Origin of the sequence: Christiangramia flava JLT2011, from assembly GCF_001951155.1 — a bacterium.
In the GTDB taxonomy this organism is placed as follows: Bacteria; Bacteroidota; Bacteroidia; order Flavobacteriales; family Flavobacteriaceae; genus Christiangramia; species Christiangramia flava.
Window position 1 is genome coordinate 3,237,949 of the sequence record NZ_CP016359.1, and the last position, 23,574, is coordinate 3,261,522.

The 23,574-nt window shown below is 42.0% G+C and carries 18 protein-coding genes; 6 read left to right on the top strand and 12 right to left on the bottom strand.

The window, feature by feature from the left end; all coding sequences use genetic code 11:
- The first annotated feature begins 14 nt into the window (after positions 1-14).
- The 3 genes from GRFL_RS14335 to GRFL_RS14345 are packed head-to-tail and all read left to right on the top strand — an operon-like array spanning position 15 to position 5,532.
- A complete protein-coding gene (locus GRFL_RS14335; RefSeq protein WP_479873013.1) occupies positions 15-3,269 on the top strand; it encodes a VCBS repeat-containing protein in 3,255 nt (1,084 codons plus the stop codon).
- A complete protein-coding gene (locus tag GRFL_RS14340) occupies positions 3,262-4,614 on the top strand; it encodes a vanadium-dependent haloperoxidase (protein WP_083645273.1) in 1,353 nt (450 codons plus the stop codon). The genes GRFL_RS14335 and GRFL_RS14340 overlap by 8 nt, the downstream gene beginning before the upstream one ends.
- The gene (locus GRFL_RS14345) at positions 4,615-5,532 is read left to right on the top strand and encodes a GyrI-like domain-containing protein (RefSeq protein ID WP_083645274.1); all 918 of its coding nucleotides are present in this window, start codon (positions 4,615-4,617) and stop codon (positions 5,530-5,532) included. It abuts the gene before it with no gap.
- Here GRFL_RS14345 and GRFL_RS14350 read toward each other — a convergent pair.
- Positions 5,529-6,419, bottom strand: coding sequence for a diacylglycerol/lipid kinase family protein (locus GRFL_RS14350; protein WP_083645275.1), 891 nt, complete (start codon positions 6,417-6,419; stop codon positions 5,529-5,531). The genes GRFL_RS14345 and GRFL_RS14350 overlap by 4 nt on opposite strands.
- A 68-nt stretch (positions 6,420-6,487) precedes the next feature.
- Here GRFL_RS14350 and GRFL_RS14355 point away from each other — a divergent pair, with 68 nt between their 5' ends.
- Positions 6,488-7,453, top strand: a complete 966-nt coding sequence (locus GRFL_RS14355; protein WP_083645276.1) for an App1 family protein — start codon at positions 6,488-6,490, stop codon at positions 7,451-7,453.
- A gap of 31 nt (positions 7,454-7,484) precedes the next feature.
- On the opposite strand, the gene GRFL_RS14360 is transcribed toward GRFL_RS14355, so the two are convergent.
- From GRFL_RS14360 to GRFL_RS14385, 6 genes are all read right to left on the bottom strand, one after another.
- The gene (locus tag GRFL_RS14360) at positions 7,485-8,357 is read right to left on the bottom strand and encodes a hypothetical protein (RefSeq protein ID WP_083645277.1); all 873 of its coding nucleotides are present in this window, start codon (positions 8,355-8,357) and stop codon (positions 7,485-7,487) included.
- A gap of 15 nt (positions 8,358-8,372) precedes the next feature.
- Positions 8,373-8,567: a hypothetical protein gene (locus GRFL_RS14365; protein WP_083645278.1), complete on the bottom strand. Its 195-nt coding sequence runs from the start codon at positions 8,565-8,567 to the stop codon at positions 8,373-8,375.
- Between the two features lie 146 nt (positions 8,568-8,713).
- Complete coding sequence (locus tag GRFL_RS14370) at positions 8,714-9,553, bottom strand: dienelactone hydrolase family protein (RefSeq protein WP_083646168.1); 840 nt, start codon at positions 9,551-9,553, stop codon at positions 8,714-8,716.
- A gap of 10 nt (positions 9,554-9,563) precedes the next feature.
- Positions 9,564-10,916 (bottom strand): M28 family metallopeptidase, encoded by a 1,353-nt coding sequence (locus tag GRFL_RS14375; RefSeq protein WP_083645279.1) that lies wholly within the window; start codon positions 10,914-10,916, stop codon positions 9,564-9,566.
- 104 nt (positions 10,917-11,020) lie between these two features.
- On the bottom strand, positions 11,021-11,305 hold the full coding sequence (locus tag GRFL_RS14380; protein ID WP_083645280.1) for a YtxH domain-containing protein: 285 nt from the start codon (positions 11,303-11,305) through the stop codon (positions 11,021-11,023).
- Positions 11,306-11,433: 128 nt separating this feature from the next.
- Positions 11,434-13,650, bottom strand: coding sequence for a bifunctional alpha,alpha-trehalose-phosphate synthase (UDP-forming)/trehalose-phosphatase (locus GRFL_RS14385; RefSeq protein WP_083645281.1), 2,217 nt, complete (start codon positions 13,648-13,650; stop codon positions 11,434-11,436).
- A gap of 93 nt (positions 13,651-13,743) precedes the next feature.
- Between GRFL_RS14385 and GRFL_RS14390 the strand changes: the two genes are divergently transcribed.
- Entirely contained in the window at positions 13,744-15,540 is a 1,797-nt protein-coding gene (locus tag GRFL_RS14390; protein ID WP_083645282.1) for a glycoside hydrolase family 15 protein, read from the top strand.
- Here GRFL_RS14390 and GRFL_RS14395 read toward each other — a convergent pair whose 3' ends face one another.
- Positions 15,541-16,587, bottom strand: coding sequence for a mechanosensitive ion channel family protein (locus tag GRFL_RS14395; protein WP_083645283.1), 1,047 nt, complete (start codon positions 16,585-16,587; stop codon positions 15,541-15,543). It lies immediately after the preceding gene.
- A 119-nt stretch (positions 16,588-16,706) separates the two neighbouring features.
- Between GRFL_RS14395 and GRFL_RS14400 the strand changes: the two genes are divergently transcribed.
- On the top strand, positions 16,707-17,594 hold the full coding sequence (locus GRFL_RS14400) for an SMP-30/gluconolactonase/LRE family protein (RefSeq protein WP_083645284.1): 888 nt from the start codon (positions 16,707-16,709) through the stop codon (positions 17,592-17,594).
- Positions 17,595-17,642: 48 nt separating this feature from the next.
- Here the strand turns inward: GRFL_RS14400 and GRFL_RS14405 are convergent, their stop codons facing one another.
- From GRFL_RS14405 to GRFL_RS14420, 4 genes are all read right to left on the bottom strand, one after another.
- A complete protein-coding gene (locus tag GRFL_RS14405) occupies positions 17,643-19,451 on the bottom strand; it encodes an acyl-CoA dehydrogenase family protein (RefSeq protein ID WP_083645285.1) in 1,809 nt (602 codons plus the stop codon).
- 106 nt (positions 19,452-19,557) lie between these two features.
- Positions 19,558-20,751: an acetyl-CoA C-acyltransferase gene (locus tag GRFL_RS14410; RefSeq protein WP_083645286.1), complete on the bottom strand. Its 1,194-nt coding sequence runs from the start codon at positions 20,749-20,751 to the stop codon at positions 19,558-19,560.
- A gap of 30 nt (positions 20,752-20,781) precedes the next feature.
- Positions 20,782-21,129, bottom strand: a complete 348-nt coding sequence (locus GRFL_RS14415; protein WP_083645287.1) for a four helix bundle protein — start codon at positions 21,127-21,129, stop codon at positions 20,782-20,784.
- Positions 21,130-21,166: 37 nt separating this feature from the next.
- On the bottom strand, positions 21,167-23,572 hold the full coding sequence (locus tag GRFL_RS14420; RefSeq protein WP_083645288.1) for a 3-hydroxyacyl-CoA dehydrogenase/enoyl-CoA hydratase family protein: 2,406 nt from the start codon (positions 23,570-23,572) through the stop codon (positions 21,167-21,169).
- Between the last annotated feature and the right edge of the window lie 2 nt (positions 23,573-23,574).

The following is a 23,574-nucleotide window of genomic DNA, read 5'->3' on the forward strand; positions in this document are numbered from 1 at the left end:
TTTGTTTCGGCCTGATGGCAATTGTTTCCTGCCAGAAGGAACAGGAATCGGAGGTTCCTGAGACATTCTTCAGCAATCCTTCCGCAGAAGAAACCGGTCTGAACTTTACCAACCAGCTAACGGAAAACCGGGATGCGAATATTCTCGACTACCTGTATTTTTACAACGGCGGGGGGGTAAGTATTGGCGATATCAATAATGATGGACTGGCCGATATTTATCTTACGGGTAACCAGGTAAAAAATAAATTGTTTCTGAATAAAGGCAATTTTGAATTTGAAGACGTAACAGAAGAAGCCGGAGTTGCCGGTGAAAGCAGCTGGAATACAGGTTGTACGATGGCCGACGTGAATGGCGACGGACTCCTGGATATTTATGTTTCAGCAGTAGTTGGCGTTAATGGATTTCGCGGTCACAATGAGTTATTCATTAACAATGGTGATCTTACCTTCACTGAAATGTCGGCCAAATACGGGCTTAATGAGGAAAGTTTTTCGTCTCAGGCAGCTTTTTTCGATTTTGATAATGACGGCGATTTAGATGTGTATATTTTAAATCATGCCGTGCACACCAATGAATCTTTTGGGCCTTCGAGCATTCGCGAAAAACGAGTGTATGAAAGTGGCGACAAGCTGATGCGCAACGATGGCGGGAAATTTACCGATATCAGTGAGGAAGCGGGAATCTTTGGTGGTGCTAACAGTTATGGTTTGGGACTTACTACGGCCGATTTTAATAACGACGGCTTTACAGATATCTACGTGGGGAATGATTTTCACGAAGATGATTATTTCTATATCAACAACGGCGATGGCACATTTAGCGAGAGCCTGAAAGATCAGTTTGGGCATATTTCCCGTTTTTCAATGGGCAACGATGCTGCAGATATCAATAATGACGGCTATGTAGACCTCATGACCCTGGATATGCTGGCGGAAGATGAAACCGTACTCAAAGCAAGTGCCGGTGACGATAGTTACAACGTACATGAACTGAAAACCGGGAAATTGGGTTACCAGCCACAATATACCCGTAATATGCTACAGCTGAATAATCACGGCCAGTTCTTTACCGAAACCGCGCTTATGAGCGGCGTCGCTGCTACTGACTGGAGTTGGGGGCCACTTTTTGCTGATTATGACCAGGACGGGAAAATAGATCTGTTCATTACCAATGGAATTCCGAAACGACCGAACGATCTGGATTACGTTAAGTTCATTTCAAATGAGCAGATACAGAAAAAACTGGATCAAACCACTCTGGTCGATAACCAGGCGTTGGACCTGATGCCTGAAGGCAGGGTTACCAATTATTTCTTTCGTGGAATGGGAAACGGAATGTTCGAAGATGATACTAAAAACTGGATCAAGAACGATTCGATTATTTCTACAGGTGTAGCTTATGGCGATCTGGACAACGACGGAGATCTCGATATCGTGACCAACAACGTGAACAGCCCGGTTAGCATTTATCGCAATGACCAGGCAGATGGAAATTATCTACAGGTAAGTTTCAGAAATGATTCTGGTAATACCTTTGGGATCGGTTCCACTGGCGTGTTATTTACAAGCGAAGGAACCCAAATCCGGCAATTATATGCCACCAGATCCTACCAGTCAGCTTCCCAACCTATTCTACACTTTGGAATTCCGAAAGACGTGAAAATAGATTCTTTACACCTGGAATGGCCTGGAGGAAAGTCCTTGACTTTGAAAAATGTCAAACCAAATCAATTGTTACAGGTTCATTATAAGGATTTTATTCAAGATACTGATTTTAAGAATTTTAAATACAATAATGAGAGCCAACTATTTAAGTTACTGGCCAATGATTTTGGCTTGAATTATGAACACCTGGAAAATGATTTCAGTGATTTTGATATGCAGAAACTGATTCCTCATAAGTTTTCTGATCTTGGTCCTGCAGTAACAGTTGCTGATGTTAATAATGACGGATTGGAAGATGTTTTTTTCGGGGCCTCCCGTTTCCAACCGGCGCAGATTTTTATCCAGGGAACTGATGGTTTCCACGCTAAAAGCTATGAAAGTATTGCTGAAGATTCCCTTGCCGAAGATGTTTCCGCTACTGCGGGAGATTTCAATAACGATGGAAAAATAGACATTTTGGTAGCTTCCGGTGGAGGAGAATCGGTTGGGGCGAATAACTGGCTGTTAGATCGATTGTATCTTGGTACTGAAAATGGTTTTGTAAAAGACACTCTTTTCCCGGAAACCTTTGCCAATTCATCGATAGTCAAATCAGCCGATTTCGATAAAGACGGTGACCTGGATGTATTTATTGGCGCAAATTCAGTTAATTATGACTACGGAAATATGCCAAAATCTGCATTGCTTCTAAATGAAAATAGACAGTTCACGAAACTTCAGCATGCAGAATTTGAGAATATCGGGATGGTGAACGATGCCAGCTGGACAGACTTCGATCAGGACGGTAACCTGGATTTGATCTTGGTAGGAGAGTGGATGTCACCACGGTTTTTCAGAAATAACAGTGGAAAATTTGAGGACGTGACACAAGACTTGATTTCCGAAAAGCTGAATGGTATGTGGCAAAGCATCCAGCCATTTGATGCAGATGGCGATGGGGATGAAGATTATCTTTTGGGTAACTGGGGACTGAATACCAAGCTGAAAGCTGATGAGAAAACGCCTCTGCGGATGTATTACAGTGATTTTGATGGGAATGGCCTTACTGAAACGTTGATCGCTGCTGAAAAAAATGATAAATATTATTTCATTGGAGGTCTGGACGATCTTTCCGCGCAACTAAGCACCTTATTGAGGAAACGATTTACTTCCTATCAAAAATTTGCGGGGAAAGCCGTGAATGAGATCTTCACTCCTGAAGAACTGAATGATGCGACCTTGTTCGAGATTCACACGCTGGCTTCCGGTTACCTCGAAAACAGGGATGGAAAATTCGTTTTCCACGCTTTCCCTTCCCAGCTGCAGGTTGCACCGATTAGAAGCATGCTTCGCTATGATTTCGATCAAGATGGAAAAGAAGAAGTTCTTTTTGCGGGAAACTATTTCGGTGTTACCCCGTATCACGGTAAGTTCGACGGTTTAGGCGGACTCCTTTATTTTAACAAGGATAAAATTCTGAATTCCGTTGAAATTGGTTTAAATTTATCACAAAATTCTGTTAAAAATCTTTCAGTAATTGAAATAGGGAAGAAGCCATATTTGCTGGTAACTTCCAATAATTCCAAAGTCTTATTGTATGAAATTACATCGGTCAATGAATAAAATCCTGGTTTTTGCGATGCTATCGTTCTTACTGATCTCCTGTTCTGAAAAGCAAGAGATCGAAGTTACGGCAAACGATTTTCACAATGCCAATGATTATGTGAGTAAGACGATGGTCCATGATATTTTTTCACCGCCGGTTGCCAGCCGCGTATACGCTTATACCAATATCGCCGCATATGAGACCATAGCTCAGTTTGATCCTGCCTACCAGAGTCTTGCCGGACAGCTTACCAATCTCAAGCCAGTGCCCGCACCGGAATCTGAAAAAACAAATGGCAAGATCGCCGCGCTTGTGGCTTTTTATGATATTGGCACGAGCCTGGTTTTTTCCGAAGATATGCTGAAGTCTAAAAGAGACAGTATTTTCCAGAACTGGAAGGAAATAGATGAAGAAACATTCAAGGTTTCCGAAGCTTATGGCCTTAAAGTCGCACAGCATATCAAAGACTGGATGAAACAGGATAATTACGCTGAAACTCGTACCATGCCTAAATTTTCGGTTCATACGGAAGAAGAGGCAAGATGGCAGCCCACTCCGCCTTCCTATATGGATGGGATCGAGCCACACTGGATGAAAATTCGTCCTTTCGCAATCAACGCAGCAGATCAGTTTAAGCCTGCGCCGCCTCCGGAATTTTCCATGGAGGAAGGCAGCAAATTCCATAATGAACTAATGGAAGTTTATAATATCCGGGAAGAGATTGCCGAAGATGAGGAAAACAGTGAGAAAATGGCTATTGCTAAATTCTGGGACTGTAACCCGTATGTTTCCATTCTTCGAGGTCACCTGATGTTTGCAACCAAGAAAATTACACCGGGAGGTCACTGGATCGGGATCACCAAGATCGCCTGCAAAAAAGCCGATGCTGATTTTGATAAATCTGTTTATGCCTATGCAAAAACTTCCGTAGCCATTGCTGATGCTTTCATTAGCTGTTGGGACGAAAAATACCGTAGCAACCTGGTGAGGCCAGAAACCCTCATCAATAAGTACGTAGATGAAAACTGGCAATCTGTACTGCAAACTCCGCCATTTCCGGAGTACACCAGCGGTCATTCGGTCGTTTCCGGAGCCGCAGCGATTTCGCTAACCAGTATTTTCGGTGATAATTTCGCTTTTGATGATGATACGGAAGAAGATTTTGGTTTACCAATGCGTTCTTTCAAATCTTTCAATGAAGCTTCGGCAGAAGCTGCGAGAAGCAGGCTTTATGGCGGGATTCATTATCGTTCGGCCATTGAAGTTGGTCTTGTACAGGGACGTGCGCTAGGGAATTTCGTGGTGAATAAGCTTCAAATGACCTCAGAAAAAGAGGCAGATGGAGAAATTGCTTCGAAATAGATGAATAAGATCGTTTCTATTGTGCTGTTCCTGCTTATCGCCGGCATGATCTGGTTTTTCTTCGTGAAGCAGTATGATTATGAATTTCAGTTCGAGACGCGATATGGACAGGGTGTGGCTTTTCGGGAGATCAGTCATTGGAAGGAGCTGAATAAGGAATACTCGAAATTGGAACAAACCGGTGTTCGAGAATTTGACGCCATTTCCCAGTCTTTACAAACCGAAAATGCCAGACTGGATTTTTTATGGAATTTTGAGTCGGATACTGATTCCATTACAAAGGTCAAAGTCTGGGTGAGAAGCAATAAGGATCGCTTTAAAAATAGGTTTCAGATTTTAAACCCTTTTGCTGAAAATGTTTTTATAGACAGCATCAAAACAGATATGCTGGACTTAATGAAAAACCTGAAAAAGCAGCAATCTTCATACTCCGTCAAGCTGGAAGACAGTTTGAAAATGTCTCCGGCCTTTGATTGCATCTGCCATCATTCCGAAGCTATTCCGGTACAGTCAAAAGCCATGGAAATGGTGCAGACCATTGGTTACCTGGAAGAATACGTTCTGGATCACCAGTTGAAGTTAACTGGAAATCCCTTTGTAAAAATTACTGCCTGGGACCGCCAGAATGATAAAGTAGATTTTGACTTCTGTTTTCCCGTAAATCTAGCACAGGATATCCGGCCCGAAGGAAAAGTGGAATTTCGGCAGGTACCATCATCCTTGTCGCTACAGGCTGTTTTCCATGGAAATTACCGAATTTCTGACCTTGCCTGGTACGATCTCATTGCACAAGCCAGGGCTCAGAATCTTAAAACCAGTGCACTTCCCCTGGAAATTTTTTATAACAACCCAAAAACCGATATTCACGCTCCCCAATGGCGGGCAGATGTGTTTCTTCCGGTGATCGATCAGCCCTAAGGATTGTAATTTACTGGAACGGCCACCTTTAATTTCTGCGGAATGATGGAAACATCGATCTTCGTTTCTTTACCTATGAATTCGCCGTCTATCTGAAAAGAAATCGGTGGTTTACAGGTAATGGTTGCTTCAGTGGTGGGAATGGTTTCCAGAAATTCAGGATCGATACGTGATTCATTCCGAAGAGTTTTCAGAATATCGAAAAAATTCAGGCGCTTAAAAACAAGTATTTCGAAGATACCGTCATTGGGCTTTCCTTCCGGATTGACGTTGGCACCGGTGCCGTATTTATTCGCGTTTGCGATACCGAGTAACACGCCTTCCCTCACAAATTCTTTCCCATCGGTTTCGATACGAAATTCAAAAGGATACTCACTTTTGATCAGGGTGGGAATAGTTTGCAGTAGATAGCCAAACTTTCCGCGGATATTGCTACCCTCATAATTACGGATCAATTCAGCGTTGATACCGAGATCACTCAGGTGCAGGCAAATTTTTTCGTTCAGGCACAGCATGTCGAGTTCGATACAATGATCACTGAGTGCAATTTGTACCTGTTGTTCCAATTGCTGCGGAATTTGCAGGTTGGTACATAACCCGTTTGCAGAACCTGCGGGAATCAACCCTATAGAAACATCAAAATCTTTTACAGCATCTGCCACCAGATTGATGGTGCCGTCACCGCCGGCAATGACCAGGCGGTCTATTTCTCTTTCTTTTACGAGCTCCTTGATCTCCTCCGCATCATTTTCCCCGGTAGTTTTATAAAGATGAAAATGAGCATTATGCTGCTTTACTTCCTGTTCTACCTGTCGTTGTGCTTTATCTTTGGAAATGTCTCCGGAAATGGGATTCACGACCAATAAAACTTCCTTAAAATTCACCATATTATCCTGATAGTTACTCTAAATTAAGTAATTTGGAAGGAAGGAAATTTTAAAAAAAGGCCAATATTTTGAAACTGGATCTTAAGCTTTATCGAGGTTATGTTAACGATGAAGAATTAATAGTTTTTGGCCACCTTTTCCAGTCCTGGGCGCCAGATAAATATAGCATCGAAAAAAAAGGTTTGAAGCATGCGTATGCCATTCTGCATAAATTCCGAATCAAGCCACTGGAAAATTATAAGATCAACCTGAAATTTCGTGATCTGGAAGTCACTACTAAAACGCTTGAAGATGGGTACTTCAGGTTTACGATTCCGTATGACGAAGAACTGGAACCGGGATGGCATAATTATGAGGTTACCTGTAAATTTGGCCAATTTGGCATCGTGGAAAGGGGAGAACTGCTGAAACCTTATCCCAGTAAACTCGGGATCATTTCAGATATTGACGATACCTTTCTGATCTCCCATAGCAACAATTTTTTTAAGAAACTCTACGTGATGCTCTCTAAGAATGTCAATACACGAAAGGTTTTTGATGATGTGGTTCGGCACTACCAGGAACTTAGCCAGGCAGGGCAGGAGAGCTCGAAAGCTACGAATTCTTTTTTCTATGTATCCAGCAGCGAATGGAACCTGTATGATTTCATTGCGGAATTTGCTGTTCTACACGACCTTCCTAAAGCGGTCATCAAGCTGAAAAAGATCAAAACCGGTTTAAGAGATTTTGTGGCCACGGGCAGGGGCAATCACGATCATAAATTTATTAAGATCAAGGATATTCTGAGTTTTTATCCGCACCTGGAATATGTACTGTTGGGAGATGATTCCCAACACGACCCTTTTTTATACGAACGCATCATTAAAACTTTTCCGAAAAATATCAGGGTGGTTTACATCCGGCAGACAGGGCAAAAGAAAAAAGAGAAAGTGGTTTCCGTTCTTCGGAATATGGAAAGTATGGGTACAGCAACCTGCTATTTTAAAAAGAGCGATGAGGCCATTCAGCATTCTAAAGAAATTGGAATTATATAAAAAAAGAGGAGATGCAATCTCCTCTTTTTTATTATCGGTAATCTTTTTCCCGAAATTCCCTTCGGTTGTAAAAAGTATCGTCTTTTTCTCTGGGTACGCGCCTTCTTTTGCGGTAAGGATCATCTTCTAAAGGATCGTGATTATCGTGTTCCCAGTCGCGAGATTCATCATAAGTTAGATCTGGATCGTAATCGCGATTAACAGGTCTGTCCACATCATTGATACCGGTTTTGCGATCATCTGATCGATATTTCATGTTTGCCCGTTCACGTTCCATACGCTCCTCTACCGTTTCGCTGGAATGTGGGAATTCATCGCGACGAACTTCAGCTTCCCGAAGACGTTGTTGCTCTTCCTGCAGCCGTTCCCGTCTTAGTTGTTCTTCTCTTAGTTCTGCTTCGCGAATAGAATCATTTTCATAAGCAGTTCGGGTACGTTTTAAGTCCTCTGTTTCGGAATAATTTCGGCGATCATACGAGTGCAGGACATCTTCCTCATATTCCCGACTAATAGCAGTTCCGGAGCGATATCTTTTTGTTTCGGCAAAAGTCTGATAATCGATCGTTTCCGTGTACACATATTTATCTGTAGCGTGAATATCGATCAGACCAATAGGAATGATAATGTGATTTTCTCCATCCTTATTAATGAACTCCCGCAAATTCTCGCGATGATTCGGTGCGTAGGGATCATGGTTCGCGCTGATAATGGAATGGTCAACTTCCACATCTACATATACCACCTTCCCCAAGTCAATATTCACTAAAAGGTTATCTACTTTTCCTATGGTTCTGTTGTCGAGATCTTTCACGGGCCAGCCCGTAATATCTTTGTCGTGAGAATTAACCTTATAATCCTTCAGTTCACTTAAATAATATAAGTGTTTCTTTACCTCTGTACTCATAACTTGATCTTTTGGTTAAATTGTTTTTGTTTGTATGACGTGATGTTGCGGGATGGTCATAGCGGTTACGTCATCAATGGTTTCAGTCTCATTGTTATCATCAGTTTCCGTACTTCCGTAGAAATATAAAAATGCCAGGATGGCAAGAACAATGATCACCAGTAACCATGGCCATACCGGTCTTTTTTTTTCTACTCTTATTTCAGCCATAATGAATTAGATTGTTGATTAGTATAACTAAATTAACCGGTGCGGCTGCAAATTTTTTCTAAGTTTACGGTAAAGTATTGTTAATTAATTCATTGAAATAAAAAAGCCGGGACAAGGCCCGGCTTTTCATTTTTCAGCTAAAAATATTATTTCAGGAATTTCAGCATCCTGTCCCAGGCCTGGTCATGGGCCTTCTTATTTCCAGGCTCCCCATTTGCTTCATGACCACTACGCATAAACGCATGACCGGCACTTTCATAAATCTCATATTCGAAAGCTTTACCTAGGGAATCCATCTGAGCTTTTGTTCTTTCCAGAGTGGAGTTCACACGGTTGTCATTCCCACCATAATATCCATACACAGGAGTTTCGATCTTTGCCAATAAGGAATCGGCTTCCGGAGCAGTTCCATAAAATACATGTGCAGAAGTGATTTCTGGATTATGCGTAGCATATCGAAAAGTCTGGGATCCACCCCAACAAAATCCAACCACGGCAACTTCCCCTGTTCCTGCCGGATCTTTTCGAATATAATCATAACAGGCATCAAGATCTTTAGTTACCTGTTCAGGATCCAGGCGATAAATGGCAGTTCTAGCCTCATCCGGGCTATCCATATCACTGGTCAACTCTTTGCCGGGAACCGTGTTGGAGATCAGGTCTGGCGCTATAACGAGGTATCCTTTTTCAGCAAGTTTATCAGCGAAAACCCGCGCCCAATCATTTAAACCCCGGTTTTCATGAATGACTAAAACGGGCTTTGCTTTTTCCTTTTTTTCGGGATACACCACAAAAGCTTTCAAGGTTCGACCGTCCTGTTCCAGGTCTATCCACTCATGGTGTCGCGGAGAGTCAGATAGTTCAGTGATATCCTGGCTTTCTTCGGAAGAGGCTCTTACAGGCTCTTCCTTTGACTCTTTCTGATCTTTGCAGGCTGCGAAGAGGATCATTAAAAAGACCCCAATGCTCAGGCTTATTTTTTTCATAATTACATAATTATCTGAATACACCGGAAGGGAAGACCACCGGACTTTCAAATCCGTTCGCTCCCACGCTGGAAACTCCAAAAAAGAAGTTGTCTATCACGATACCTTCCAGGGTAAATTCGGTTACATCTCCAACAAATCGGGAATATTGCCAAACCGGGCTGGTGGTATCACGCCAGTAAATCTTATATCCGGCTATGTTTCCATTGACTTTTTCCCATTTTAATTTTGCAGCCGGGGCCACAGCACCTCCAATCTCCACATTTCCCGGAGCAGGTGGTGCCCAGGCGAGGCTTGCCAGGTTAATGGCATTGACAGCCGTAAGCTTTTTCGCATAGTCAAAATTGACACCTTCTACCACATCGCCGTATTTGATTCCGTTTTCTTCGCGAATATCCTGATGCTGCCTATTATAATTTTCGTGTGCTTCCATAATACGAACTCCCGCGAATCCAAGATCATTGAAAGGGCGATGGTGGCCACCTCTTCCAAACCGATCGAGCCTGTAAATCATCATCGGGTTCATTTCAGGCATATAAGTTTGAGTAGTTTTATGGATATACCGGGCTAGTTGCCTGGAAATTCCATCAACTTCACCACCATAATATCTTCTCATTCTTCGTTCCCTCTCGGTTTCGGTTTGCGATACTGGTTCCGAAAAAATCCTGAAACTGCGGTTATCGATGATTCCGTCTACACCTTCTATATTTCCAATCATGTCATTGTTCAAAACACCTATGATTTCCCAGCCCTGCTCTTTGGCATATTCAGCCACAGCCTGACCTCCAAAAAGACCCTGCTCTTCCCCAGAAAGACCAAGATATACAATGCTATTCTCAAAGTCATATTGTGACAAAACGCGAGCTGCTTCAATAGTTCCTGCCATTCCGCTGGCGTTGTCGTTTGCACCGGGGGCATCGGTCGTAAAATCGGTGGCGTTACTGGCCCGGGAATCAATGTCGCCGCTCATGATGATATACCGGTTCGGATATTTGGAACCCTTCTGAATGGCGACCACATTCACGACATAAGCTTTATGCGGAATGCGCTCTCCGTCTTCCGGAGTTACCAATTCCTTCTGATAAAAGACTTCCAGGCAGTTTTCACAATCTCCGGAAATATTTTCGAATTTGCTTTTGATCCATCTTCTTGCAGCGCCAATCCCACGGGTGTCTGAAACAGTGTCGCTGAAGGTATTCCTTGTTCCGAAACCAGCCAGTGTTCGAATACTATTTTCGATACTATCAGCTGATATTTTTTGAATAATATCGTAAATCCTGGAATCGGTTTCCTGGGCAAAAGTTTGTGAAGAATTCAGTAAAATAAAGCCTGAAAGCAGGCCAAATAGGTAGTTTCTTTTCATAATTATTTTTTAGGCCTTCTAAAGTACTCACTTTTAGACTATTTTAAAAAGAAAAACCCCGATGTTCTGCAACACCGGGGTTTATTAATCAAACTAACTTAAAATTAAGCCTGCATATCGTGCATTTCAGCTTTCGCTTCATTTATTTTCTGCTTGGACTTACTGTTGGATAAGTTCGCCTTTGTTCTTGATTTCAATGCTTCTACTTTATGATTCAAAGAATCTGTAAAATCATTGATACTTCTGTTAGCTCCCTTAATATAATCATCTCCTTTTTGAGAGATCGCAGCTCTTGTATCTTTCCCTTTCTTAGGGGCGAACAATATTCCTGCAACTGCTCCGGCAAGCGCGCCAGAAGCAAGTCCTAATAACAATTTTCCTGATTTCATAGAGTTAAGTTTTAATTTGTGTCTAATAAATATTTCCAGTAAAATTAAACAGAAATCAGGCCGTTAGCGAAAAGTCTCAGTTAATGTATATTTAAACTTTTCAGACATTTATTAAATATTTTAACAGCTTATTGCTGATGCTTTTTAAAGCTTGAAAGTAATTCGCGTACCTTTCCGGTTCCTTCTACATAATACCGGGCGCTGGTCTTTTTGATTCCCACTTTAACGGTATATGAATCTTCCGGGAGTTCACGGAACATATATTCATCTGTCCAGTCATCTCCAATGGCAAATATGAAATCGTAGTGCTGGCCAACCAACATTTTCGAAGAAGCTTTCCCCTTGTTCACACCACTGCTTTTAATTTCCAGCACTTTGTTCCCTTCAAGAACACTCAGGCCACGGTTGCTAATCAATTCTTTGAGTGTATTGCTGAGTTCATTCGCCCTGATTTCGCCCAGTTGAGGATCGGCCTTTCGATAATGCCAGGCAAGGGAATAATTCTTTTCTTCAATAAAGGTTCCAGGAGTGCGGTCCACAAAATTCTCGATTACGGGCCTAACTGCATCCATCCATTCGCTTTTGACATTTTCTGAAAGTTCCCAGTCGCCATCAATTTTACGGAACCAAACGCCGTGCTCCGAAATCAGCTCTACAGGAACATCCTGCCACCAACTGCCCAAAGTATTCTTGTCTCTTCCGCTGATAAGCACTACGTGAGTATTTTCATCTTTGTTGATCTCACGGATAAGTTCTTTGAGTTCTGCATCGGGTTTGGCATTTTCAGGTTTATCGGTGAAGTTTACCAAGGTCCCGTCGTAATCGATGAACAAGATTCGCTTTTCAGCATTTTCAAACTGTTGCATGATCTCTTCGGAAATCTTTTCGGTAATCTTGATCGATTTAAAGGAATCACGATTTTCCCGGGTATGCTTCAGCGCTTTCATAAAATCCTGCGCCCATTTCTCTACGCCATATCGGCGTAATCTTTTCTGAAGCATTTTATTTCGTTGGATCTGTTCCTCTTCGGGCATCTCAAACGCAGTTTTTAAAGCCTGTGCAACCTGGTCAAAATTATTCGGATTGATGATCAGTGCTTCATTCATTTCGTGCGCTGCTCCGGCCATTTCACTTAATATAAGCACACCGGTATGGTTTGTTCTGGTCGCGATATATTCTTTCGCCACGAGGTTCATCCCGTCCCGAATAGGAGTGAGGAGGGCAATATCGCATGAAGTGTATAGATCTATTAGGTTTTCAAAAGGCATGGAACGATAGAAATACCAAATTGGGGTCCAGCTAACGGTGCTGAATTTCCCGTTGATCCTTCCCACCAGCTCATCCACTTCTCTTTTCAGTTTTTGGTATTGCGGCACATTGGAGCGTGAAGGAACAGCCAGCATGACCAGTCGTACCTTTTCGATGAATTCCGGATACTTGTCTAAGAAATATTCGTACGCCCGAATTCGGTGAGCAATCCCTTTGGTATAATCCAGCCTATCGATGCTCAGGATCATCTTCGCATCAGGCGTCGCTTCCAGGTGGTGATCCAGTCTTCTCTGTAGTTCAGATTGTTCTTCAGAAGTACTTTTATAATGTTCTAAAGCAGCTTTTTCAAATTTCTCATAATCGATCCCCATTGGGAAAGAATCGACCTTTACGATACGATCCGGAAGGGTGATTTCATTGAAGTCGACCTGGTGACGCAGGATCCGACTTACGGAACTCAGGAAATGACGTTCATAATCGTAGGTATGAAACCCGATGAGATCGGCACCGAGAACTCCCTGCAACACTTCATCTCTCCATGGAAGGGTACGAAACACCTCGTAAGACGGAAAAGGAATATGGTTAAAAAAGCCAATAACGGCGTCGGGTGCCTGTTCCCGGATCATATTCGGGACCAGCAGCAACTGGTAATCATGTACCCAGATCACGTCGCCTTCTTCGTAATGTTTAAGAATTTCATCGGCGTATTTCTGATTGACGGTTTTATAATATTCCCAGTAAGTGTCGTCAGATTCGGTATATTCCATAAAATAATGGAATAGGGGCCAGATAGTGCGGTTACTGAAACCATAGTAAAAACCATCAATTTCAGCGGCATTCAAATGTACCGCCACACAATTCTCTTCCCGGGCCTTTTCCTGGACCTGTTCCTTCAGTTCTTCAGGAATTTCTTCCTCCGTGAGTCCGGGCCAGCCAATCCAAACGCTATCCCCGTCCTTATGGAATGATTTTAAGCCGGTTGCGAGGCCTCCAACGCTGGGAGTGACTTCCAGCTTATGCTGATCGATCGATATTTGAAGAGGTAATCTATTGGAAATAATGATGGTTTTGCTCATAATTGCTGTAAAACTGTTGTGACGAATTTGATTTTTCTTAAATTTCCGAAATTCATTTCAGAACACAATTGATTTATAAGATTTTTAAGATATATGGATAACCTCGATTATGGTATAATTGGAAATTGTAAAAGTGCGGCTCTTGTTTCCAAATATGGTTCTATTGAATGGTGCTGTATGCCCAATTTTGATTCTTCAGCAATATTTGCCAAGATACTTGATGACGAAATTGGCGGAAGTTTTGAGATTCAGATAGATGATTCTTACGAGATCAAACAGGAATACCTTTGGGAAACAAATATCCTGAGCACGGTATTCGATAATGGGACCGATTCTTTTCAGCTGATTGATTTCATGCCGCGCTACCCCCGCGAAGACGGCACATATTATGCCCCGCCAGACATTATCCGGTTTTTCAGGCTGATTAGCGGAAAACCAAAATTTACATTAGTATATGATCCTCGTCTGGAATTCGGAAAAGAGCAGACCTACAACGAGAATAAAGGTGATTATATAAAAAGTTATACCAAAAAAGGCAAATACGATTCGCTGTTCTTTTATTCTTCTTTTGACCTGAATAGTATTTTGAACAGGCAGGAAGTAGAATTAACCGGCAATGCCTACTGCCTCATTGGCTATCACGAAAAACTGATCGAACAATCCTTAGACCGTTCGTACCTGAAATTCCAGCGTACCAAGGTATACTGGATGAACTGGAGCGAAAAGACTACTCGCTATACTCACTACGGAAATGAGATCATGCGTTCAGCGCTTGTTCTAAAGGCGTTGAGCTATAAAAAATCTGGAGCTGTACTTGCTGCAGCAACCACCTCGCTTCCCGAAACCATTGGGGAAGAACGTAACTGGGATTACCGTTTCTGCTGGATTCGTGATGCTTCGATGGTGATCAAGGTAATGGCAGGCCTGGGACACATCAAGTCGGCCAGGGATTTCCTTCAGTTCATTATCGATATTATCCCTGATAAGGATGAGAAGATCCAGATCATGTACGGCATCAATGGTGAAAAAGAGCTAACCGAGCACATATTGAGCCATATGAAAGGATATAAAGGGTCCAAACCTGTTCGTACGGGGAATGCGGCTTATATCCAAAAGCAGAATGATATCTACGGAATTTTGATGGAAGTGATATACCAGCAATTCCTAATGTTCGAAACTTCTCTGGAAAACTCAGAACAATTGTGGACCGTCGTTCGAGGAATTGTCATGATCGTTGAGGAGAACTGGCGAAAACCAGATAAAGGAATCTGGGAACTTCGTACGGAAGACCGTCATTTCGTATTCTCAAAACTGCTTTGCTGGGTAGCGATGGATCGTGCGATCAAAATTGGAGAAGTGTTGAGAATGGGTATCAATGATACCAAATGGAAAGCCGTTCGTGAAGAAATTTATCAGGATATCTATGAGAATGGCTGGAATGAAGAGAAGCAGGCTTATGTGCAATATTATGGATCTTCAGATCTTGATGCCTCGACCTTGCTGATGCAAAGCTATGGTTTTATCGAAGCAGATGATCCAAGATTTGTTAGCACCGTTCAGGCAACTGAGAAAGAACTGTGTCAGGATGGGCTGATGTTCCGCTATAAGAATAAAGATGATTTTGGGGAACCTTCTTCCTCCTTCACGATTTGTACCTTCTGGCTTATTGACAGTTTATATAAGATCGGTGAGAAAGATAAAGCGAAACAAATGTTTGATCGCCTGCTTTCTTATAGCAACCACCTCGGGCTATTTAGTGAAGATATCGACTTTAAGACGAAACGATTACTGGGGAATTTCCCTCAGGCCTATTCGCACCTGGCTTTGATCGAAACCGCAGCCAATTTCAGCAAAGGAATTGCTAAAGAGAATATGATCTTTCAGGAATAATTAATTTTCTGATTGCTTTTCTAAACTTACCCGGGTTTTCGGAAGAAATTCCGGGTAATTTTTTTGAATAAAATCCACCAGTTTTTCCCGGAGATACACCCGGAGATCCCACGCAGTAGGAGAGTCTTTAGCGCTTACGAGCATTCTAAGTTCTATGGTTTTTTCCGTGGCATTGGTGACCTGCATGACGTTTACATTTCCATCCCAGAGATCAGTCTCCTTCAGCAGCCTTGAAAGTTCATTTCTTACGGCTTCAAAAGGGATTCCGTAATCGGTATAAATGAAGACCGTTCCCAGGATATCTGCGGAAGTTCGCGTCCAGTTCTGGAAAGTGTTTTCAATAAAATAAGTGGTTGGAACTATCAAACGGCGTTTATCCCAGATTCTCACCACCACATAGGTAAGATTGATCTCCTCGATCCATCCCCATTCCCCTTCCACGATCACTACATCATCCACACGGATGGGCTGGGTGAGGGCGATCTGGATCCCCGCCAGCAGGGTTCCGATGGCTTTCTGCGCGGCCAGACCAATGATGATACCAGCAATTCCAGCTGAGGTTAAAAGACTTACGCCTACAGAGCGAATACTTTCAAAACTCATCAGCGCAATCCCGATAGCGAGGATCACAATAATGAAAATGATGATATTTTCCAGGATCATGTATTGCGTATAAACCTTTCGGGCCTTGAGATTATTCGTGCCCTCGATATCGTATTTCCGAAGCATCCGGGCTTTAAAAACCTTAAATATCAGGATGAGGATCCAGGCAATTGTCAGGATGATGCAAACGGTGCTAAGATGGCCAACCACTTCCTTGGTCGCCTCGAACCGAAAAATGTCGCTGATCAACGCAATCTTGCAAATGAGCGCCGCCAGAAAGATCAGTAAAGGAATTCGAATTTTTTGAGCAAAATTTACCGGAAGTATGTTTCGTGGATTTTTTCCCACTTTTTTCAGAATATAAAACGAAATACTGAAGCTTACGATCAGAACTACAATTCCGATGATCAGGTAATTCAGAGCGTTTCTTTCCAGATCGATCATTTCAGTGGATTTTGCTATTTTAAAACTACTAAAACCAAATGAAGACCACGAACCGATTTTACAAATTTTAACCTATAAGGATTTCGTGGAATTCGTACATTCCCTATAAAATTTATATTTTGAACACATTCAAACTACTCGCTTTCGTCTTGGTTTTGGTCATTTCCAGCTGTAAAACTGAAAAGCCAATTGTTAATAACGAGGAAAAACCGGTGCTGATTTCTGATGAATTCAGTTTTACTGAAGGCCCTGCTGCAGATGCAGCTGGAAATGTTTTTTTTACCGATCAGCCAAACAACAGGATTTTAAAATGGGATGCCCAAACTAATGAAATTTCAGTCTATATGGAAAATGCGGGCAGAGCCAATGGCATGTATTTCGATAGTCAGGGAAGTCTATTAGCCGCGGCCGATGAAAATTCAGAATTATGGAAAATTGATGATGATAAGAATCATCAGACTTTAGTAAAGGATTATGAAGGGAAAAGGCTGAATGGTCCCAACGATATCTGGGTTGATGGAAATGGCGGTATTTATTTTACCGATCCCTATTATCAACGAGATTACTGGGAGCGAAAAGAACCTGAAATTACCGAGCAAAGAGTTTATTATTTGAGTCCGTATAAGAAACTGTCAGTAGCTGCAGAAGGACTGGTTCAACCAAATGGTATTATCGGTTCCTCAAAGGACCGAAAGCTATACATTGCTGATATTGGCGATAGTAAAACCTATTCGTATGATATCGCAGAGGATGGGACACTTCGGAATAAAAAACTGTTTACCGAAATGGGTAGTGACGGGATGACGATAGATGAAAACGGGAATGTGTATCTAACCGGGAAAGGTTTGACAGTTTTCAATCCAAAAGGGGAGAAGGTCAAACATATTCCTATCGAAAGGGATTGGACAGCCAATGTAACTTTTGGCGGAAAGGACAGGAACAAGCTTTTCATAACGGCGTCCAATTCGGTTTTTGTGCTTGATATGAAGGTCAAAGGCATGAAATAAAAAAGCCACTCTTTTCAGAATGGCTTTTCAGTTCAATAGAATGTCTCACTAGAAACAATACTTATTTTCAGCAGTTAATTTTTCAGCGATCATGGTTCTAAGTTCCACCACATTCGGCTGATTGTGATATTTGGTGAATCGTTTAAGACCCATCAACATCATACGTTGTTCGTCACCTTCAGCAAAAGATACAATTCCTTCCTTCGCTTTCATGGTGATGGTGTCCACGGCATTGTATAAATACAATTTGGCCATGGCAATTTCATATTTCTGGCTCTCTGCACCATTCTTCTTAGCATTCTTTTCAGCTCTAAGAATAGCCGATTCTGCCATGTAAACTTCAATAAGAATATCTGAAGCAGCTAACAGTAACTGCTGATGTTCTTCCAGCTGAGGTCCGAATTTTTGAACGGCGCTACCAGCAACCATCAAGAAGACTTTTTTCAGTTTGGCGATCATCGCTTTTTCTTCAGAAAGCGTTTCAGAATAATCTGGAGTTTCCATAGAAGGAATTCCGGTTAATTCATCAGCAACCTTCATGGCAGGACCTAAAAGATCCACATGACCTTTCATGGCCTTTTTGACCAGCATTCCTACGGAAAGCATACGGTTGATCTCGTTCGTACCTTCATAAATTCTGGCAATACGAGCATCTCTCCAAGCAGATTCCATTGGAGTATCGGCTGAAAAGCCCATTCCGCCATAGATCTGGATTCCCTCGTCACTACAATTCTGAATATCTTCTGAACAAGCCACTTTCAGAATAGAACATTCGATAGCGTATTCTTCGAAACTCTTCAATTCTGCAGCCTCGTGAGATTCCCCGTTTTCAACACGAATGTCAATACGATCCTGGATATTCTTTGCAGCCCTGTAAGAAGCCGATTCTCCGACCCATGCTGAGGTAGCCATATTGGCTAATTTCGCCTTTATTGCTCCAAATTTCGCGATTGGTGTCTTAAACTGAACACGGTCATTGGCATATTTTGTAGCCAGGTCGGTTACACGTCGTTGTGCATCCAAAGAAGCAGCAGCAAGCTTGATACGGCCTACATTTAGAGCGTTCATGGCGATCTTGAAACCATTTCCTCTTTCAGAAAGCATATTTTCAACTGGAACGACTGTTTCATTAAAGAAAACCTGTCTTGTAGAAGATGCGTGAATTCCTAATTTCTTCTCTTCTTCACCAAATGTGATCCCATTATCAGGATCATTTTCAACGATGAATCCGGTGATATTCTTGTCATCTTCAATTCTTGCAAAAACCACGAATAAATTGGCAAATCCCGCGTTGGAGATCCACATTTTCTGTCCGCTGATCTTGTATGATTTTCCGTCTTCAGAAAGAACTGCTTTCGTTTTTCCTGAATTCGCATCACTACCTGCATCTGGCTCAGTCAGGCAATATGCACCAAACCATTCACCTGTGGCAAGCTTTGGGATGTATTTCTTTTTCTGCTCTTCAGTACCGTAAAGTAGGATTGGCATTGTTCCAATACCAGTATGTGCTCCAAAAGCAGTCGCGATCGATCCGGTAGCCCCGGAAATATAATCACAAACCAGCATGGTTGAAACAAACCCCATTCCCAGACCTTCAAATTCTTCCGGAACCGCTACACCAAGAAATCCGAGTTCACCTGCTTTACGCATGATCTCTTCAGTCAACGCATAATTTTTCTTTTCGAACTCTTCCTTGTTCGGCCAGATCTCACGATCTACAAATTCCTTTACGGAATCTTTCATCATTTGCTGCTCCTCGGTAAAATCTTCAGGAGTGAAGATTTCGTTGCAGTCGGTATCTTTTACCAGGAATTGCCCACCGCGCAATATCTCTTTATTTTCAGTTTCTGTGCTCATTTTTGTAGCTGTTAGATTTGAGATGTTAGATCTTAGATCCTTTCACCTCATTTATTTCTTATTTGTTTTTTATTATTTCTAAAATCTTACTTCTAAGATCTCATATCTAATTAAGGAATTCATAAACTCCGGCAGCACCCTGTCCCGTACCAACACACATGGTTACCATCGCATATTTATTCTGAAGATTTCGTTTTCTCATTTCGTCAAAGATCTGAACCGACAATTTAGCCCCGGTACATCCAAGAGGATGACCCATTGAAATTGCTCCACCATTCACATTTAGTCGATCCTTATCAAGTCCAAGTTCACGGATTACAGCCAATGACTGAGAGGCGAAGGCTTCGTTCAACTCAATTAACTGCAGGTCATCCTGCTTTATTCCAGCTTTTTTAACAGCTTCAGGAATTGCATAAACTGGTCCGATCCCCATGATTCTTGGTTCTACACCAACAGCAGAGTAGGAGACTAGCCTGGCAATTGGTTCAACATTCAGTACTTTCACCATTTCTTCACTCATGACCATCACAAAAGCGGCTCCATCACTCATCTGAGAAGAGTTACCTGCAGTTACGCTTCCACCTTCCTCAAATACAGGGCGTAGTTTATTCAAAACTTCGATGGAAGTGTCCTTACGCGGACCTTCATCTTTGCTCACCGTATACGATCTGGTTTTCTTTTTATTGTCGCTATCTACATAGGTCTCATCGATCTTAATCGGAACGATCTGATCCTGAAAACGATCTTCAGCCTGAGCTTTAATCGCTTTTTGATGCGAATTGAATGCGAATTCATCTTGGTCTTCACGCGAAACATTATATTTCTTGGCCACTGCTTCCGCAGTTAAACCCATACCCCAGTAATAGTCTTCGTGACCTTCCTTCGCTACTTTGTAATCTGGAACCGGTTTGTAACCTCCCATTGGAATGTAACTCATAGATTCCGCACCGCCAGCAATAATACAATCAGCCATTCCAGACTGGATTTTAGCCGATGCTATAGCGATCGTTTCCAAACCGGAAGCGCAGTAGCGGTTTACGGTCATTCCTGGAACTTCAACAGTGTTCAAGCCCATCAAAGAGATCAAACGGCCAACGTTCAGTCCCTGTTCCGCTTCAGGCATCGCGTTACCAACGATTACATCGTCGATTCGTTTTTTGTCAAATTCAGGCAGCTTATCCATCATATATTCGATGGTTTCTGCAGCCAGTTCGTCAGGACGCTTAAAGCGAAATACTCCTCGTGGCGCTTTTCCCACCGCGGTTCTGTATGCTTTGACTATATATGCAGTTCTTTTCATTGTATATTGTATTTTGAATATTGTATAATGCTAAAGGGTTGATTGTAATTTGATAATCATATTTTGAATATGCTGAATCTCTTTTTCAAATTCATCAAACTCAATTTTATCTAAGAAGTTTTGGTTCAGCGCAATGATCATTTGAGTTTCTAATTCAAAAGCTGATCCCAAAGCTATTCCAAGAAAATTTTTAAATTCTTTTTTCGACTCTCTACCGCAACCTTCAGCTATATTTGAAGATATTGAAACTGAAGATCTTCTTATCTGAGATGTTAATCCATAGATTTCTTCTTTTGGAAATTCTTTGGTTGCAGAATAAATCAGATTGCTTAATTGAATTGATTTCTGCCAAACTTTTAAATCTCTGAAGTAATTCATGAATGCTCAGTATACAGTCTACAGTTTTACAATCTACTTAATTACGAAGCGGTTTCCCCTTCTTCAGCATGTGCTGGAGTCTTTCCAGCGTCTTTCTTTCCCCGGTAAGTGATAGGAAGGCTTCTCTTTCAAGATCCAGCAAATATCGTTCACTAACTTCCTGGTTGGCAGAAAGGTCACCTCCGGCCATAACATATGCCAGTTTGTTTGCGATCTTCTGATCATGTTCTGAAATATACTTTCCGGCTCTCATCTGGTCAGTTCCCACAAGGAATGCTCCTAATGCCTGCTTACCAAGAACTTTGATATCGGTTCTTTCAATAGGCCTGGTATAACCATTCTCAGCCATTAACAATGCCTGTTTCTTGGCGATCGCTAATTGGCGATCTGGATTGACCACCACAATATCTTTTCCTTTCTGAAGTATGTTGAGATCATATGCTTCATAAGCTGAAGTTGAAACCTTCGCCATACCGATCGTTAGGAAATGTTCTCTCAATCTGTTCAATTCCACATCATCTTTCTGATAAGTGTCTGAAGCACGAACCGTCATTTCTTTGGTTCCACCACCGCCAGGAATAACCCCGACCCCAAATTCCACTAAACCAATATACGTTTCAGCAGCTGCAACAACTCTGTCAGCATGAAGCGATAATTCGCAACCACCACCAAGCGTCATTGCATGTGGAGCGGCAACAGTAGGAATTGCCGAATATCTCATACGCATCATCGTATCCTGGAAATATTTAATAGCCATGTTGAGCTCGTCATATTCCTGCTCTACGGCCATCATAAAGATCATCCCGATATTCGCGCCTACAGAGAAGTTCTTTCCATTATTGGCAACAACCAATCCCTGATACTCTTTTTCAGCTATATCGATGGCTTTATTGATCCCATCCAGCACATCACCACCAATAGAATTCATCTTGCTGCGGAATTCTACGTTCAAAATTCCGTCGCCAAGATCTTCTACTACAACACCGCTATTTTTAAATACTTCTTTTGATTCGCGAATATTATCCAGGATGATAAACGCATCCTGACCAGGAACTTTTACCTGTTTTTTCTGGTCGATATCGTAATAATAGGTATTTCCTTCCTGCACGGTATAAAAGCTATCGCTGCCTTTTTCCAACATTTCGGTCACCCAGGAATTCGGCTCGTAACCTTCTTCCTTCATCATTTCAATTCCTTTCTTCACGCCAATCGCATCCCATATTTGGAATGGACCATGTTCCCAGCCAAAACCGGCACGCATGGCATCATCGATCTTGTAAAGTTCATCGGTGATTTCAGGAATTCGATTGGAAACATAAGCGAATAATGCCGAGAAATTCTTTCTATAGAAATCTCCGGCTTTATCCTTTCCATTGATCAGAACCTCAAAACGATCAGCAACATTATCAATGGTTTTGGTCATTTCAAGAGTCGTGAAAGAAGCTCTTTTCTGATCGCGGTATTCCATAGAATCAAGGTCCAGGCTTTTGATCTCGCTGGAACCATCATCCTTTTTAATCTTTTTATAGAAACCCTGACCGGTTTTACTACCAAGCCATTTATTTTCCATCATGGTATTGATGAAATTTGGCAGAGCGAACAGGTCATGTGCTTCATCTTCGGGAACGTTTTCGTAAAGACCGTTAGCAACGTGCACCAGTGTGTCTAAACCAACCACGTCAACGGTTCTGAAGGTAGCGGACTTCTGACGCCCGATCACTGGACCGGTAAGTTTGTCAACTTCTTCAATCGTCATTCCCATTTCCTTGACCTGGTGGAAAAGGCTCATAATGCTGAAAATACCGATTCGGTTACCGATAAATGCAGGAGTATCCTTTGCCAGAACAGGCTTCTTTCCCAGGAATTTCTCTCCATACATATGAAGAAAATCCAGGACTTCTTCAGAAGTATCTGGTCCAGGAATAATTTCAAATAATCTTAAATATCTCGGGGGATTGAAAAAGTGCGTACCGCAGAAATGTTTTTTGAAGTCATCACTTCTTCCTTCTGTCATAAAATGAATAGGAATTCCAGAAGTATTTGAAGTGATCAAAGTACCTTGCTTTCTGTGTTTTTCAAGATTGTCAAAAACCTGTTTTTTAATATCAAGTCTCTCAATAACGACCTCGATGATCCAGTCTACCTCAGAAACCTTCTGAATATCATCTTCCAGGTTTCCGGTATGGATCCTGCTGGCAAATTTCTGGTGATAGATCGGTGAAGGTTTGGACTTTAAGGCACTTTGCGAAGAATCATTTACGATCCTGTTGCGAACCACCTTATCCTCCAGGCTCAGGCCTTTCTGTTTCTCTTTTTCATTCAGTTCTCGCGGAACAATGTCCAGCAGTAATACCTCTACGCCAATATTGGCGAAATGGCAGGCAATACCACTACCCATAATCCCGGAACCAATCACTGCAACTTTGTTAATTCGTCGTTTCATTA